Below are 14,789 nucleotides of genomic sequence, written 5' to 3' on the forward strand. Positions count from 1 at the left end.
CACAAATTTGTAAGGGACGCATAGTATAAAGCAAGTAGTTAAAGGGAAAGGAGCTTGCTTGACTTGACTAAATTCAATCACGCTAACTTAACAGTCACCTATATAGCCCCGATTACCCCATTTAGGCCGCTTGAGGGAAGAAAGTATACATTGTCCCATTCGGATACGACTGGTAAACTTTTTTTGACGGTCGGACCTGAATACAGCTATTCGACAACAACTGTTGCCAAGGATGAAGTTTTTGCCGAATGGGTCCAAAGTATGGGAGAGTATTCCCTGTATGGCCGAGTACATGTAAGCAGCGGTGAATTCGACGAACAGCAATCCGGAGTCCGGTTCATGATTTTTAAAAAGGAAATGGATTTGGCTCTTACGGCAATTGTTTATGGCGACCAAGTGTTTTACAAAAGCTTCCCATGGCTCCTGGATGCTCCCATTTACATTCAATTTGATTCCATCTATCCTGAATTCAAGAAAGTCCTATACTATGGGACGCCAAGGCAATACCTTGCATCATTACGTGGACAGAAAGTTACGTAGCAGCGCGGGACAAAAATGCCTGCGCTGTTTGTTTTTGTAGATTATTCCTTTGATTTGGACATACCCGGTTTTTTTAAAAGAAACAAGGGTAAATACGTTTTAGCATAACTTTTTCGGAAATCGGTTCCAGGCCTACATAAAGAAAACATGCTGCTGTTTAGAAGAGTGAACTGGATACCGGCTTCAAAAATTGACTAGGAGGCGTTCTTATGCATAAGAAAAGTAAGTTCCTTCCGATTTTGGCTTCCGCCGCTCTCGCTTTGGGACTGGCCGCCTGCCAATCTTCTTCTGATAAAACGGGAGGGGATTCAAAAAAGGATGGTAAAGGGGAAGGCACAAAGGATAAAGTTGTTACAATTACGTATGCAAGGGGTGCCGATACGACAGGGAGTACAGAAAAACTGATCCAGGCATTCGAGGACGCGCATCCGAATATCAAAGTCGAATACCAGGAAATGCCTAACAGCAGCGGACAGCAGCACGACCAATATGTAACCGCCTTCAGCTCGAAAAGCGATGAAATTGATGTTTTTGATGCGGATGTCGTTTGGCCGGCTGAATTTGCCCAGGCGAATTATGCCCTCGAGTTGGACAGGCTTATCGAGAAAGACGGAATCAATATGGATGACTATTTCCCTGCGACAGTCCAGGCGGGAAAATTCGGCGGGAAACAATGGGCCATGCCTAAATACATGGACGCCGGCCTCCTATACTACAGGACGGACATTGTAAAAGATCCTCCTAAAACATGGGATGAATTAATCGCTGCCGCGAAAGAAGGGCAAGGGAAGGAAGGGACAAAATTCGGTTTCGTCCTTCAGGCGAACCAATATGAAGGCCTTGTCGTAAACGCCATTGAGTTCATTGCAGCCTATGGAGGACAGGTCATTGATGAAAACAACCAGGTTGTTATTGACAGCCCCGAATCTATCAAGGGTTTAACGAAAATGGTTGAAGTAGTTAATTCGGGCATTACGCCTAACAATATCCTGAACTTTACTGAAACAGAAACGGAAACCGCGTTTATTGAAGGGCAAACTGTCCTTGCGCGTAACTGGCCATACATGTCGAAATCCGGGGCGGACAAAGAGCGTTCGAAGGTCCTTGATAAAGTTGGCTACTCTGTACTGCCTTCAGGTGATAAAGGTTCAGCTTCGACTCTCGGCGGATACATGACAATGATTAACCGCTATACGGACGAACCGGAAGCTGCGTGGGAGTTCGTTAAATGGATGACAGGCAAGGAAGGCCAACTCATTTCCGCTATTGAAGGCGGAAGGGCGCCGACGCTGAAAGCTTTGTATGATGACGAAAAAGTTAAAGAAGCGGCCCCGCTTTTTGGCAAAGAAGAATTTGTCAATGTGCTTCATAGCGCCGTTCCAAGGCCTGTAACGCCAAATTACCAAAAAGTATCCGATATTATGCAGATAGAAGTTTCCAAAGCGTTGACCAAGAAAATTACGCCAGAAGAGGCCATTAAAAATATGCAGCAAAAAATGGAAGATGCTTTAAAATAAATTACTTTTGTCGTTAATTTGATTTCAAAGGAACAAAGAAAGAAGGTGGGTGTTCTCGCACCCGCCTCTTTTCTTTCAAGTTCCCCCTTAACAAACCTTAATGGCGTATCCCATAACCCATATAAAAGAGAGGGTGGTCATAATGGCAAAAGGCCCCGGGCGCAACTTCAGCCTTAGCGAAAAACAGCTTGGCTATTTGATGGTTTTGCCGTCCCTTTTACTGATCCTAGCAGTTGTGATTTGGCCCATCACCCAGTCCTTTTGGAACAGCCTGTTTGATTACAGGCTGAACGACCCCGCCAGATCACAGAAAATGCTGACGGACAATATCGATCTTGAACGATACGCAAACAACTATTATTATTTGTCCAATTCACTGGAAAGCCTGGAAGAAGGCGTTAAGGAGACGGATGTTAAGGAATCGCTTTCCGATATCAATACACAGATTGAATCATACCATAAAAAGCTTTTGGACGAACCCGGTATGGAAGATAAATACAAAAAGGTAAACGATATTATTGCTTCATTTAGGCCCGTAACAGACTCAAACCTTAAATACTCTAAGCTGGATTCAAAGCTTGCGGCTGATTATTCAGCAGTATTGGACAAAGCGGACAAAAAACTGGCAACGCTTGAATTTGGACCGGAAGAAGAGGCAATCGCGGCCGACTTAAAGGAACAGCTCAAAGATACGAGGGGAGCAATCCTTAAGTCGAATTTTATCGGTTTTAAAAATTATATGAATTATTTTCAGGACCAGCGGATGTGGCAATCCATTGCGAATACCACAATCTTTACGGTCATATCCGTATTTTTCGAGCTCGTCATTGGATTAATGATCGCACTGCTCCTGAACAGAGTGTTTTTTGGAAGAGGTATTGTCCGGGCGGCGGTACTAATTCCTTGGGCCATCCCGACCGCGGTTTCAGCGATGATGTGGAAGTATTTATATGATGGCCAATCAGGCATTATCGCTCACTTTTTTGAAAAGCTCCACCTCGTTGAAAATGCCGGGGATTTATTGACGACGCCAACCGGCGCAATGTTCTCCATCATTTTTACCGATGTATGGAAAACGACTCCCTATATGGCGCTGCTTCTGCTTGCCGGCCTCCAGACGATACCTTCTTCGCTGTATGAGGCTGCGCAGGTTGATGGAGCGAACAGATACCATCAGTTTTTCAAAATTACGCTGCCACTCTTAAAATCGTCGATTCTGGTGGCGCTCCTGTTCCGTACTCTTGATGCTTTCAGAGTTTTCGACCTGATTTATGTATTGACTGGGGGAGGACCGGCGAATTCTACGGAATCGATTACGGTCTATGCTTATAAAACATTGTTCTCCCAGCAAAACTTCGGAGCCGGATCTGTTTTATCAGTCATTGTCTTCCTGGCTGTGGCATTGATTAGCATGATCTATATCCGTTTCATCGGTTCCGACCTCTTTGAAGGAAAAATAAAGAGTTAGGAGGTTTTAGTATGAATAGGAGAGCCGGAATTCCTTTTTATGCGTTCCTTGTTGTTTTCGTATTTCTTGTGATGTTCCCATTCTTATGGGTATTTCTCACATCGATTAAACCGCCCGGCGAAATTTTTTCATCTTTCGCCTGGTTCTCTAAGGAGCCGACGCTCAGGTCGTATGAATCAGCCTTGACTACTAGGCCTTTGCTGACATATTTGAAAAATAGTTTTATTGTATCGGCATTGACAACCCTTATTGCGATTGTTTTCGCTTCGTTCGCAGCCTATGCGCTGACCCGTCTACCGATACGGTTCAAAAAACTCATATTGGGTATCGTACTGGCCTCCTCTATGTTTCCGCATATTGCAATCATGTCACCAATCTATAACTTTGCGACAGACTTTCATTTGCGGAATACGTACATGGGCCTTGTGATCCCATATATTACATTCAGCCTGCCGCTCGCGATTTGGCTTCTCTCTACCTTTTTTCAAAAGATTCCGTTCGACTTGGAGGAATCCGCGAAAATTGATGGCGCGACTCCTTTTCAAACCTTCAGGAAGGTCATCTTTCCGCTCGCTGCGCCAGGAGTTTTTACAACAGCAATTCTTGTCTTTATCACGGCATGGAATGAATACCTGTTCGCGCTGACAATCAACTCGAAGGAGTCATCCAGGACGGTTCCAGTGGGAATTTCTCTTTACCAAAGTGATTACACCGTCCCATGGGGCGACATTACCGCAGCAACGGTTATTGTAACGATACCGATTGTTGTTTTGGTCCTTATTTTCCAAAGAAGGATTGTTTCTGGGCTGACTTCGGGTTCGGTAAAAGGATAAAGTGATTTTAAATCAGCTAGGGGTTTGTTCAATTGCATTGAGGAATTTCCTCGATTCCTCGTAATCTAGAGAACATGGTGTCTTATTTAACGTTAAAAATAGAATGATGGATTCGTTTTTTTGGGAGTGACAATTGTATGAGGAAAAAACCTTACTTAACAGACGCGATTATCGGCAACTCTAAAATGCTTGCAACGCTGACGAAGGATGGGCAGCTCCAGCGGCTGTTTTGGCCGAATATCGACTATCCGCAGCATGCAAACCGTTTCTATACCGGCATCTATATCCATAATGAAGGGGAAGGAGGAGCCACTTCGTTTATCCATGAAGATGGGTGGGAACATCTTCAGTCTTACGAGGAAGATACGAATATCCTTGTCACCACGGCACGTAACTTTGAACTGAAAGTTGAAATCACGCAAACAGATTTTGTGGTTCCCGGAATGGACATTTTTGTTCGGGATTATCATGTTAAAAACCAATCAAGTTTACCCAATAGGATGTCATTCATCGTGTATTCTGATTTCACTGTTGATGACAGGAAAAGGTACAGCACGGTGATGTTTAACCCGGTGGACGATTGCCTTGTACATTATTTCCGCCAATACGCCTTTGCGGTCGGAAGCAGCATGGATGCCGCCCAGTACCAGAGCGGCTCCGCTTTGGAAGCGGCCCGCACGAACAAACTAAGCGGCAAGGTAATTATTAACAAAACAGACGGAGCGCTATCATGGGACCTCGGGGATATGGGAGGCGGGGAGGAGAAACGGCTGACCGTATACATTACCGCCGGCTCCAATCTCGGAGGAGCAGTTTCCTGCCTTGCCAAAGCAAAAGAGCAGGGGCCAGATGAGCTACATGATCGAACGGCGCGTTACTGGGAGGAGTACCTCCTTCAGGGACGAGCAATCCATATTGAGGACGAAAAGACAAGGCAGGTATACACAAGGTCATTGCTCGCGTTCAAGCTACTTAATGATGAAGAGACGGGAGCGTTCATCGCAGGTCCGGAAGTTGATGAAGATTACGACTATTCCGGAGGGTATGCGTATTGCTGGGGCAGGGACGCCGCTTATATCGCCACTGCCGCCACCGTTGCAGGATACCATGATCTTGTATCCAAATTTTATTATTCCACGATGGCCACACAGAGGGATGATGGAGCCTGGGAGCACCGATTTTACACGAATGGCATGCTCGCCCCTACCTGGGGAATCCAAATTGATGAAGGCGGCTCAATTCTCTGGGGTATTCATAAACACTATGAAATTACTAAGGATGACATCTTCCTGAATACCATCTGGCCCTCCGTGGAAAAGGGCGCCAATTACCTGACAATGTTCATTGACCTTGAAACCCATCTGCCGCTCCCGACAAACGATCTTTGGGAAAAGAGGGAGGGGGAACATCTGTACTCAACCGCAGCTGTCTATGGCGGTTTGATTGGTTCGGCAAAGCTTGCCCGAAAACTGGACCGAGTAGATTTGGCTGAAAAATGGGAAAGAACGGCAGAACGGATGAAAAAGACGGTAGAGGAACGATGCTGGAATGAAGAAACCGGCTCGTATTTAAGGGCACTGAAGCTTGCAGTTGACGAGAAAACCTTTACGGAGGCCGCGCTGGCAGGTAAGGAGACGGTAGTAGAAGAGGACCGGAAAGGATACAAAACTTACAGGCTCATGGAAGATTCAGTTGTCGACATCAGCCTCCTCGGATTGAATGTACCTTTCGGGATGATTGATGAAAATTCGGAAAGGATGATTAAGACGGCGGAAACGATTGAACGCCTGTTGACTTCGCCGGTAACAGGCGGACTGGAACGTTTTCCAGGGGACGTATATATCGGAGGGAACCCGTGGATTCTCACCACCCTGTGGATGGCTTTATTCGACATTAAAATCAGCAATTTCGAAAAAGCCCGAGCTTATTTGCAATGGGCCGTGAACAACGCCAACCATCTTTGCCTGCTGCCTGAACAAATCCACAAAGAGACCGGCCAACCTGCTTGGGTCATGCCCCTCACATGGTCGCACGCGATGTTTGTACTGACTGTCATTGCACTGGAGGAAGCGGGGGAGTTGAATAACGGTTAATGACAACAGCGAAATCCATTATGGAAGTGGATTTCGCTTTTTTATATTAGGAAAAATCGTAAGGCATTTTAAAAAAGGCTTACTGGAGGTCTTGATAAACCTTTTATATTTATAACTTTTAAATAATCCATAATTCTTTCGTTATTATTTGCTATTAAATACTTTTCCTAATATTTTGTTGTTCCTCTTAAATAGATGGATTAATATTGATTATAGAAGGGGGACAAGCAGTCATGATTCAAGATTATCAATCATTTCTCTTTGGAGCTTTTACTGTACTTGCTTTTCTTTTAGTTCTGTCATTTGCCGGGCTATTTCAAATTAATTGGAAATGGAAATGGAATAAAGATACCGCCAAATATATCCCCCCTTTACTTATGACTCTAATTTCTATTCTAATTGTTGGAAATAATTATAAACCTCTGGTAGAACCCCCACCAGTGGAAAATAAATCATTATTGAATTACATATTTACAAATCCCGCCAACCTACAACTTTTATTGTTTATTTCGGTTCTACTATTTATTGTTCTTGTTTGGCTGGTGATGACAGTCCCGTTTAACACTCAAGGATTATCAAAATTCTCTGGATTTGGCATTTCGGCTGAATTTAGGGAAAAAGTAAATGCAGTTGTTGAGAAAAACGCTGTTACTAATGAGTTAACCTCTATTAGGGAAAATATTCTCAGAATCCTTACTTCTGATAAATTTTTTGATGAAACCTTAAAAGACTGTGTTAATGAGTTCACAGAGGATGATGGAACGCAGTATTTTGAAATTGATCCCAATAAAATGGTTACAGGAGTTTTAGAACTCGTTGAAACTTCCTATCAAGCCAGTGAAAGTAATTTTCGACTTCAATATCACGTTGAATCTGTCAAGCTGCATGAAGAAGCTGCAAGCAAAAAGAGGCTAGAAGAACTCCCTATGGCAATGAGGGATGCTTGTCTCCAGGCGATAAATAAAAAGAAGCCTTATATTTGGAAGGGCACATTTGCGATGTGTATTAATCCTTTTGCACAACAGGATTCTTATTATGTGGTTTGTCTTTATTCGGACGACTTAACTTTTACAGAAACAGACAGCGATTATCTTGGTACACTTATTAAAGTTGCGGAAACTATCGTTACACTATACTGGTACCAATCAGAAGAAGGTGCAGTGATATTTGAGAATACAGAAGAAGATAACAATGGTGATCAAGTTGTTTCATAAACATTTGCTGTGGTAAACTAATGATAGGAGGTGTTCGGTATGATTCTAACTGTTAGACGTCCGAAAAGGGAAAAACGTGTAGCCATAGCCCCCAAAATTGCACCCAAAAGAACACTCCCTGAAGGTGCATCAATTGACACTAAAGAAACCATTCAACAAATCGTCAAAGAAGAAATGAAACGAAATGGTTATTCCAGAAAAAACGATCCATTTGTAAGACGGATAAATAATGTTATTACTCATTATTCAAAAGATAGCTTCTAAAATTAGCACGGATTTCATATACTTTTGGACAAGATAACCGTATTAGGAGGGATTATCTTGTCCATAATTAATTTTCCAAAGCATCCAGATGTACCTATAAGACGTTTTAATCAAAAGAAGAAAGTCAGGCTGGTGGAAACAGGGCAAAAGGTCCATATTAACCATAATTATGTTAAGGATGTATTTAAAAAGCATGGATACAAACGCTCGGAAGACCCCTGCATAAAGGAATTAATTGAGTTACTATTTCTCCATTGATTATCAAATCAATGGTTTTTTTAATTGTCAAAATGCAATTTGGTGAGTAATGTAAATAATCCTATTCAGCCTCAGAATTGAAGAGGGGGGAAAATAAACCTCAAAATCCATCATTTGTTAGACTTTAATTGGTAAACGCAGCAAAATAATTAAAAAAGATTCATGAAATCATTATGGGAAATAATGCATTTTATATGGACTAACAAACTTTTGCAGACTTCTGAAATCAACAGTCCGAACCTTTCCTTATCGCAAAACACTGAAGCAGCTAATGGTACAACTAAAATCCGTTTGTGATCGATATTCAGAGAACTGGGTAAGGTATTGGGTAAAATAACTGCTGTGGTATGATGAAAGCAATATATGCGAAAAATTTTATTCCGTCTCACTATCAAGAGTTTACTTTGATAGTGAGACTAGTTTTCTGTTTTTGAATTCAACTTCTTAGAATATATATTATGTTAACTGAGAAAAAATTATCGTCAAACCTGACGTATCCCCTCTAAGTCCCCATAATACTTGATATATGGAACTTCGTTCCCCTAAGTTCCTCATAATTATTGTCTCCTTTCGGGTAGTTATCGTTCAATGGTTTGAACCATAATTTTTTGGTTTGAACCTTAATTCTTTAGTTGTTTATTATTTTTTCATTTGGAGGATCTTTATGTTATTGTCACATGCATTTGATGAATTTTTATTGTATTTGCAGGTTGAGCGTAATTACTCAAAAAACACATTGGACAGTTATGAATATGATTTGAAAACGTTACATGACTTTTTAACTCGGCACAACCGTTCGTTGCAACTCGAAGATTTGATTCCCTCCACTGTCAGGCGATACATTCAGGAGATGGTTCTCAAAAACAATCTGAGTCCAAGAACAATGGCCCGAAAGATTTCATGTCTAAAATCCTTATCAAAATATTGCTTAAAGGAGCGTTTCATAAATAGCGATTTCATGTCCGGAATCGAAACACCTAAACACGACAAAAAGCTCCCTGTTTACATGACTCTTTCTGAGGTTCAAAAGCTTTTTGGCTATTTAGAGCAGTCCGAAGAGCGGTTTGCCATGCGAAATCACTTGATGTTTAAACTATTAGCAAGTACGGGAATGAGACGGCAAGAACTAGTTGATCTTACTTGGAAACAAGTCAATTTTGAAAATATGACCATTAAGGTTTTAGGAAAGGGAAAAAAAGAGCGCCTCCTCCCCCTTCACCCGATGATACACCAGCTTTTTTTGGATTATCGGGACAGCCTTTTAGCACATCAAATTCATCATGAAGAACCGATATTTCGCAACAAGAATGGAGAAAAGCTCAATCCCCGTGGCCTTCACAAGATTTTTAAGGAAACGCTTGAAAAAGCAGGACTGCCTCCTCAACGTTTTTCCCTACATCATATGAGGCATACATTTGCCACCCTGCTCCTCCAGGAGAATAAGGAAAACGTGGATATTCGGACTCTTCAAGAATTGTTGGGTCATGAAAGTTTGGCGACAACCTCTGTATATACGCATGTGGATTTTGAACAAAAACGTAAAGCCATCAATAGTTTCAATTTTAAAGGGAAATAAAGCTCCTCAGAGGAGCTTTATTTGTTTGTATCCTTAGGTAGGGCTAAAACATTCATATTGGCCTGTATATAAGGATTAACGGGGTAAGGAGTACCACCATACTGACCCCCAAAAGGATAAGCGGCTTGCTGTTGTGGAGCCATATTCATTGGCATCATCGGATACGCATGTTGAATAGGATACCCATTCATGTTAGGATCAGCGAAATACTGATAATTAGGGGCAGTCATCATTCCTGGTTGTAACATATTTCCATTTTGTTGTTGATAAGGTTGAAATGATAGGGAAACATTTTGCATAGGTATTTGACCATTCATGTTCATCAGTTCTATTTGCTTATTTTTATTGGCCATTTCAATCAAATGATACTTATAATGAATAATGCTTTGTTGATCCTTTAGTTGCCGTTTATAAAGGTCTGGCAACTCATCGCTAATTTGATTGATATTTAAATTCATCAGATGATGGGCTTTTAACAGAAGAAATGTTTCCAAGATTTCTTCCAAAATCGTTTGAGCGGTCCTCAGTTCTTTTTTATACCTTTCATCCAATCGGACATATCGGGCAAGACTTCCCTTTGAGGCATCAATACTATGTCCAAGGCCGTATCGAATGGCATCATCGGATACCCCCATCTCCCCAAGTATAGTGGCAAATGTATATCTGAATGAGTATGGGGTAATCCCCTTATCCCCTGTCCAACCCATGGCTGCGCACAGTTTCTTTACCATATGATTTAATTGTTTATTTGCAAGTGGTTTCCCTTGTAGTCCATATAACAATGAGTCTTGACCTTTTAGTTTCATATCATCAATATATTGGGTAACCTTTTGAAACAATAAGGGTGGCAATGGAATGAAACCTTCCTTGTTTTTGGTATTGCTTTTTTCGCCTATCTCCTCAGCTCCGCCTGTTTCATCATCAATCAATCCGTATTTAATTCCTTTTTCCATGTGGTCAATGGAGTTCCCCCTCAATTTACTCAGGGTAACATTGCGTAATCCCGTCATTAAGTCAATTGAGATTGGGAGTTCCAAAACTGCCAGTTCTGCTTCTGTTCGTATAGCAGAGTAAATCTCAAACAACTCCTCAAGGGATAGAACCCTCGAATGATGTCCGGAATCAGTGATAGCCACTTTGATAGCTAAAAATGGATTTGCACCCAGTACTCCTAATTGCTTAAAGAAGCTGAAAATAGAGGATAGCGCAGCAACTCTTTGTTTGGTCGTTTTAGATTTTTCATTCTTTTGTAGGAATGAAATCCACATTTGTACTAATTCAAAATCAACGTTTCCTAGAAGAGGTTCAATGTTTTCTTTACGCATGAAACCCACTATGTTCCCAATATTATTGGAATAAGAGGTGATAGTATTTGCCGCCCAAGGTTTTACCCCAATCATAGTTGTAAAAGCCGAGTCTAACGAAGTATTACCATCAATCTTTTCTTTTATTTTTCCATGATGTTGAAAATTACCTTGATTAATAGAATGTATCTGCTCCATATTTATCCCTCATTTGATTTTATCTGTTTTGTGATTTTAGATACGGCGGTTTCTCGAATACCCCTACTTTGATTCGACTCGTTAAATATTGAAATATTTGCTATCACCTTCTTGTATAATTATCACAATTATGAATGCTGAAGTATAAATCTTCTCAACAAAAGGCCAATAAAAAAGGACAGAGGATTGCCTAAGCAATCCATCTGTCCAGTTCTTCTGTAACAAGATGCGATAAAAAAATAGCTATTATTTTAAAGAAATTATACGATATCAAAAAATATAAATCAATAAAAAGCGAAAAATAATTATTAATGTCCTGAAAACCTTCTGGTAGATCGTAGGGGACCTATTGCTTTTTAATGACCTATAAACAAGCTGCAGAGATCCCTAACCCCTTGCCCCTCCCTATCTTATCCCTTGACAATGTAAATCCTCAGTCACTAATTTCCCAAGGCATAACTCGGAATACAAAGGTTCCTTATTAATGATTTTAGCCTGTATTTTTATAAATCCTCTTCCTGATAGAGTACCTTATATGTTTCCTCAAGATTGACAAGAACTATCAATGCTCGGGAAAGAGATTCCCTACATATGGTGACAGCAGGCTGTTTAAATTGTGACATAGAAATAAAAATTCCACAAGCGTGACCCCTATTGAAGATTCGGACTAAATGTTGAGAACCTCGCCAACCCCTATCGGTTGGTTCAACCATTTCATCTCTACCAAGAAAATCATGCTATCCAATTCAACTACTCCATCAATTAGTTCATAAATTCCTTCTCCATTTGAGCCAGTTAAAGCGAATGATTCCCTTATGAGGCACCCTACCTTTTAAACAGCTCGTTCAAAACATTCTCCAATATCTTACCTCTCTTGTGAGGATTCGACATTTTAAACAAATGGTTTAGGTTTGTATCTTTTTTTGTAGCTTGTTAAAGTAACACCCCTGTTAGCCATCTATGAATAACGAAACCGGCGATTCACCATAGAGAATGAAAATGGATCCTGTTCCTAGGCCGGGAGAGGAAGGTCGATCAACTTTGGTGCCATAGAGCCCATCCGTTAGTCTGACTCCAACGACCACGGTGCACAACCGTCTGTCGCTCTCCTTCGGGGAAGCACTCATAGTAGATTAATCCTAATTCTGGTTGCTGCACCAGCCTCCATTTTAACTGGCCAAGAAAGGAAGAGTTCAATGGAAGTATTCATTGAAAGAGCTTGCGGGCTGGATGTCCATAAGGTAAGTAATACTGCCTGCATCATGACATCTGAGGCGAACCTAGATATTCTCCTTACTCCTTTAAAAAACATTTTCGACAAAAGGAGGTATTTTCCTCTAATTGTATATAAAACTTCTAGTGTAATTAGTATAATTTAGTTAGGAAATGCTATTAGGGGGATATTAAATGTACTTTCACGGTGAATGGCTTGGTAAAGGAACCATAATAGGTCAAAAATATGTTTGTGGTTATTGTGGAACTGAAACTTCTTCGAGTGGTGGCTATAATTTTCAACAAAGGAATGAAAAGTTTGGTTTTTATGAACAAGTTGCATTTATCCTAATATGCACTTCTTGTAATTTTCCAACTTTTTTGACAGAGGATTATACCCTTCAAGTACCACAGCCAAAAATGGTTGCAAATGTTGAAAATCTGCCTCCTCCCCTAGCTATTCTTCTAAATGAAACAAGGAAAGCTATCTCTGCCGAATTGTATAATTCAACAGTATTATTGTGCCGAAAAATGCTGATGAATTTAGCAGTCCTAGAAGGTGCAGATAAAAACAAGTCTTTCGTTTATTACGTGGACTATTTAGAAAGACATGATTTCATAACTGCTAAAATGAAGCCTTGGGTAGACCGAATAAGGCAAATTGGTAATACCGCTACCCACGAAATACCCGATATTAGTAAAGAAGATGCCTATATGTCATTCGAGTTTTTGATAATGCTTTTAAAATTGGTTTACGAATTCCCTCATAAAATGCAACCTAAATAACCTTTTTACAAAATAACGAATACACTTGAATTAGTGGTCCCGATCCTTGCCAACGTTTGAAACTAATAATGTCCCTAATTATATGTCAAAGACAATAAAATACGGATTCTATGATTGGACTGGTGATGAAGACGTTATAGAACTTTCTTCAAAATACCTGGATGAACTCCGATTTTTTATAATTAGGGCTAAATCTCTTAGTCTAATGTGTGAAATGAATTTTTGGTCAATGTAGAAGCAACTTTTGACGAGGAAAAATTTATATATTCCTCTATACGTATTTGATTCTCACGTTCTCTAATTATTTCTTGATTATTGTTTTTAATAAGTTCATCGTTTCCTTGGTTTCTTTTATCATACACCGATCCTACTAATCCCACTAAAAGTCCAGGTACGACTCCAATTATCGAGCGTAATATCGATTTTGAAGTGGCGGCTCCCACCCATACCATTTCATTAAAAGAGCTATTAATCATATTACTTGATAACTCCAGAGAACTTATTTGAGATTTGGTTGGTTTATATTGAGCAATTTCCCTTGCAACCTGCTCTAATTCTACAATCTGCCCCTTATCTAGAAGTTCTAAAATATGCATCAAAATTGCTCCTCAAGTCTTTTTTGTTTGTAACCATTGGATTTTTTGGAAAACCCCATAGCTCAATAATATGAATTCATGATTCATTTATCAATAAATATTTTCAAGTATTTTCCTAGTAAACAATTATCCTAATTCCGATATCGTTTATCTCAAAAAAAGAATCAAGGTCTACAAGCTGTTGACATACGCCCCCTGGTCAAATCTCATCGAAGTTATCCTGTTTGAATCTGTTTTCTCTCTCAAAGGATTCCTATTGGCTTCGGTTTGAAACACAAACTTTTTTTGTTTTCAAGTTGACAAAGAGGGACGTAAAATGTTACCTTATAATTATTAAAGGACGTAATTTTAAACCTTAATTAAAACGTCCTAGAGGAGTGATTTTCAATGACATTTGATGACTTCATTATGACACATCCTACTTGCCGAGTTGTAGCCAACAGCCAAACAGCCCGTGACATTTATGACAAAATTATATGGAAGGAAGCAAATCGGATTAAAATGGCTGAGTTATCCTCTGCTGATATCCCTGCACTTGTAGCATGTGCACAGCAAATAGAATCCCATTGCGCATCAGCAAACAGCTGCGATCTAGATATCAGCAACGATACTGTAAAACAAGTTATCGGTCGAATGATTTCAGTATCCCTTGCCCCTCTAGGCTATGAGCCAGCTAAAAAGAAACGTTTGCCACAAGGACTTGCGGGATCCGTATTCAAAAACTCCACCGCATATTCGCTAACAGGCGTAGCAACTCAGTACATCGATAAGCGTATCGTTCCTATTAAAGATTAATTGCCGCTAAACCATTCGGGCCGTTTAATTACCTACTATTACCTCCAAAATAAGGCAACTCCCATAAGGGTTAGTTGCCTTATTTTAGTATAATTTTCGCAACAGCCTCGACATGCGTAGAGTGCTGAATGTATA

The 14,789-nt window shown here is 40.4% G+C and carries 13 protein-coding genes; 11 read left to right on the forward strand and 2 right to left on the reverse strand.

The features are described 5' to 3' along the window. Positions 1-63 precede the first annotated feature (63 nt). The 9 genes from RB160_RS15430 (at position 64) to RB160_RS15470 (ending at position 9,763) form a co-directional block, all read left to right on the forward strand. Entirely contained in the window at positions 64-540 is a 477-nt protein-coding gene (locus RB160_RS15430) for a staygreen family protein (protein ID WP_316571318.1), read from the forward strand. Between the two features lie 209 nt (positions 541-749). Beyond that, positions 750-2,057, forward strand: a complete 1,308-nt coding sequence (locus tag RB160_RS15435; protein ID WP_316571319.1) for an ABC transporter substrate-binding protein — start codon at positions 750-752, stop codon at positions 2,055-2,057. A gap of 142 nt (positions 2,058-2,199) precedes the next feature. Then, positions 2,200-3,525, forward strand: coding sequence for a carbohydrate ABC transporter permease (locus RB160_RS15440; protein ID WP_316571320.1), 1,326 nt, complete (start codon positions 2,200-2,202; stop codon positions 3,523-3,525). An 11-nt stretch (positions 3,526-3,536) separates the two neighbouring features. Further along, on the forward strand, positions 3,537-4,358 hold the full coding sequence (locus tag RB160_RS15445; protein ID WP_316571321.1) for a carbohydrate ABC transporter permease: 822 nt from the start codon (positions 3,537-3,539) through the stop codon (positions 4,356-4,358). A 137-nt stretch (positions 4,359-4,495) separates the two neighbouring features. Beyond that, positions 4,496-6,451 (forward strand): glycoside hydrolase family 15 protein, encoded by a 1,956-nt coding sequence (locus tag RB160_RS15450; RefSeq protein ID WP_316571322.1) that lies wholly within the window; start codon positions 4,496-4,498, stop codon positions 6,449-6,451. Between the two features lie 233 nt (positions 6,452-6,684). Further along, complete coding sequence (locus tag RB160_RS15455) at positions 6,685-7,665, forward strand: hypothetical protein (RefSeq protein WP_316571323.1); 981 nt, start codon at positions 6,685-6,687, stop codon at positions 7,663-7,665. Positions 7,666-7,704: 39 nt separating this feature from the next. Continuing rightward, positions 7,705-7,929 (forward strand): hypothetical protein, encoded by a 225-nt coding sequence (locus RB160_RS15460; RefSeq protein ID WP_316571324.1) that lies wholly within the window; start codon positions 7,705-7,707, stop codon positions 7,927-7,929. Positions 7,930-7,986: 57 nt separating this feature from the next. Then, positions 7,987-8,187 carry a hypothetical protein gene (locus tag RB160_RS15465; protein ID WP_316571325.1) on the forward strand — a complete coding sequence of 67 codons (201 nt, stop codon included), beginning with the start codon at positions 7,987-7,989 and terminating at the stop codon, positions 8,185-8,187. Positions 8,188-8,884: 697 nt separating this feature from the next. Next, a complete protein-coding gene (locus tag RB160_RS15470; protein ID WP_483870179.1) occupies positions 8,885-9,763 on the forward strand; it encodes a tyrosine-type recombinase/integrase in 879 nt (292 codons plus the stop codon). Between the two features lie 17 nt (positions 9,764-9,780). Here the strand turns inward: RB160_RS15470 and RB160_RS15475 are convergent, their stop codons facing one another. After that, positions 9,781-11,265, reverse strand: coding sequence for a tyrosine-type recombinase/integrase (locus tag RB160_RS15475; RefSeq protein WP_316571326.1), 1,485 nt, complete (start codon positions 11,263-11,265; stop codon positions 9,781-9,783). Between the two features lie 1,407 nt (positions 11,266-12,672). Here RB160_RS15475 and RB160_RS15480 point away from each other — a divergent pair. Then, on the forward strand, positions 12,673-13,263 hold the full coding sequence (locus RB160_RS15480) for a DUF4145 domain-containing protein (protein WP_316571327.1): 591 nt from the start codon (positions 12,673-12,675) through the stop codon (positions 13,261-13,263). Positions 13,264-13,460: 197 nt separating this feature from the next. Here RB160_RS15480 and RB160_RS15485 read toward each other — a convergent pair whose 3' ends face one another. Beyond that, entirely contained in the window at positions 13,461-13,859 is a 399-nt protein-coding gene (locus RB160_RS15485; RefSeq protein ID WP_316571328.1) for a hypothetical protein, read from the reverse strand. A 387-nt stretch (positions 13,860-14,246) separates the two neighbouring features. Between RB160_RS15485 and RB160_RS15490 the strand changes: the two genes are divergently transcribed. Continuing rightward, the gene (locus RB160_RS15490) at positions 14,247-14,654 is read left to right on the forward strand and encodes a hypothetical protein (protein ID WP_316571329.1); all 408 of its coding nucleotides are present in this window, start codon (positions 14,247-14,249) and stop codon (positions 14,652-14,654) included. Positions 14,655-14,789: the final 135 nt, after the last annotated feature.

The sequence above is a fragment of the Neobacillus sp. YIM B06451 genome, assembly GCF_032667185.1.
Taxonomy (GTDB): Bacteria; Bacillota; Bacilli; order Bacillales; family Cytobacillaceae; genus Bacillus_D.

Excerpts from the sequence above, each read along its gene's own strand:
- RB160_RS15460 (WP_316571324.1), top strand. The coding sequence starts at position 7,705 with ATGATTCTAACTGTTAGACGTCCGAAAAGGGAAAAACGTGTAGCCATA.
- RB160_RS15485 (WP_316571328.1), bottom strand. The coding sequence starts at position 13,859 with ATGCATATTTTAGAACTTCTAGATAAGGGGCAGATTGTAGAATTAGAG.
- RB160_RS15455 (WP_316571323.1), top strand. The coding sequence starts at position 6,685 with ATGATTCAAGATTATCAATCATTTCTCTTTGGAGCTTTTACTGTACTT.
- RB160_RS15450 (WP_316571322.1), top strand. The coding sequence starts at position 4,496 with ATGAGGAAAAAACCTTACTTAACAGACGCGATTATCGGCAACTCTAAA.
- RB160_RS15480 (WP_316571327.1), top strand. The coding sequence starts at position 12,673 with ATGTACTTTCACGGTGAATGGCTTGGTAAAGGAACCATAATAGGTCAA.
- RB160_RS15445 (WP_316571321.1), top strand. The coding sequence starts at position 3,537 with ATGAATAGGAGAGCCGGAATTCCTTTTTATGCGTTCCTTGTTGTTTTC.
- RB160_RS15475 (WP_316571326.1), bottom strand. The coding sequence starts at position 11,265 with ATGGAGCAGATACATTCTATTAATCAAGGTAATTTTCAACATCATGGA.
- RB160_RS15490 (WP_316571329.1), top strand. The coding sequence starts at position 14,247 with ATGACATTTGATGACTTCATTATGACACATCCTACTTGCCGAGTTGTA.
- RB160_RS15440 (WP_316571320.1), top strand. The coding sequence starts at position 2,200 with ATGGCAAAAGGCCCCGGGCGCAACTTCAGCCTTAGCGAAAAACAGCTT.
- RB160_RS15435 (WP_316571319.1), top strand. The coding sequence starts at position 750 with ATGCATAAGAAAAGTAAGTTCCTTCCGATTTTGGCTTCCGCCGCTCTC.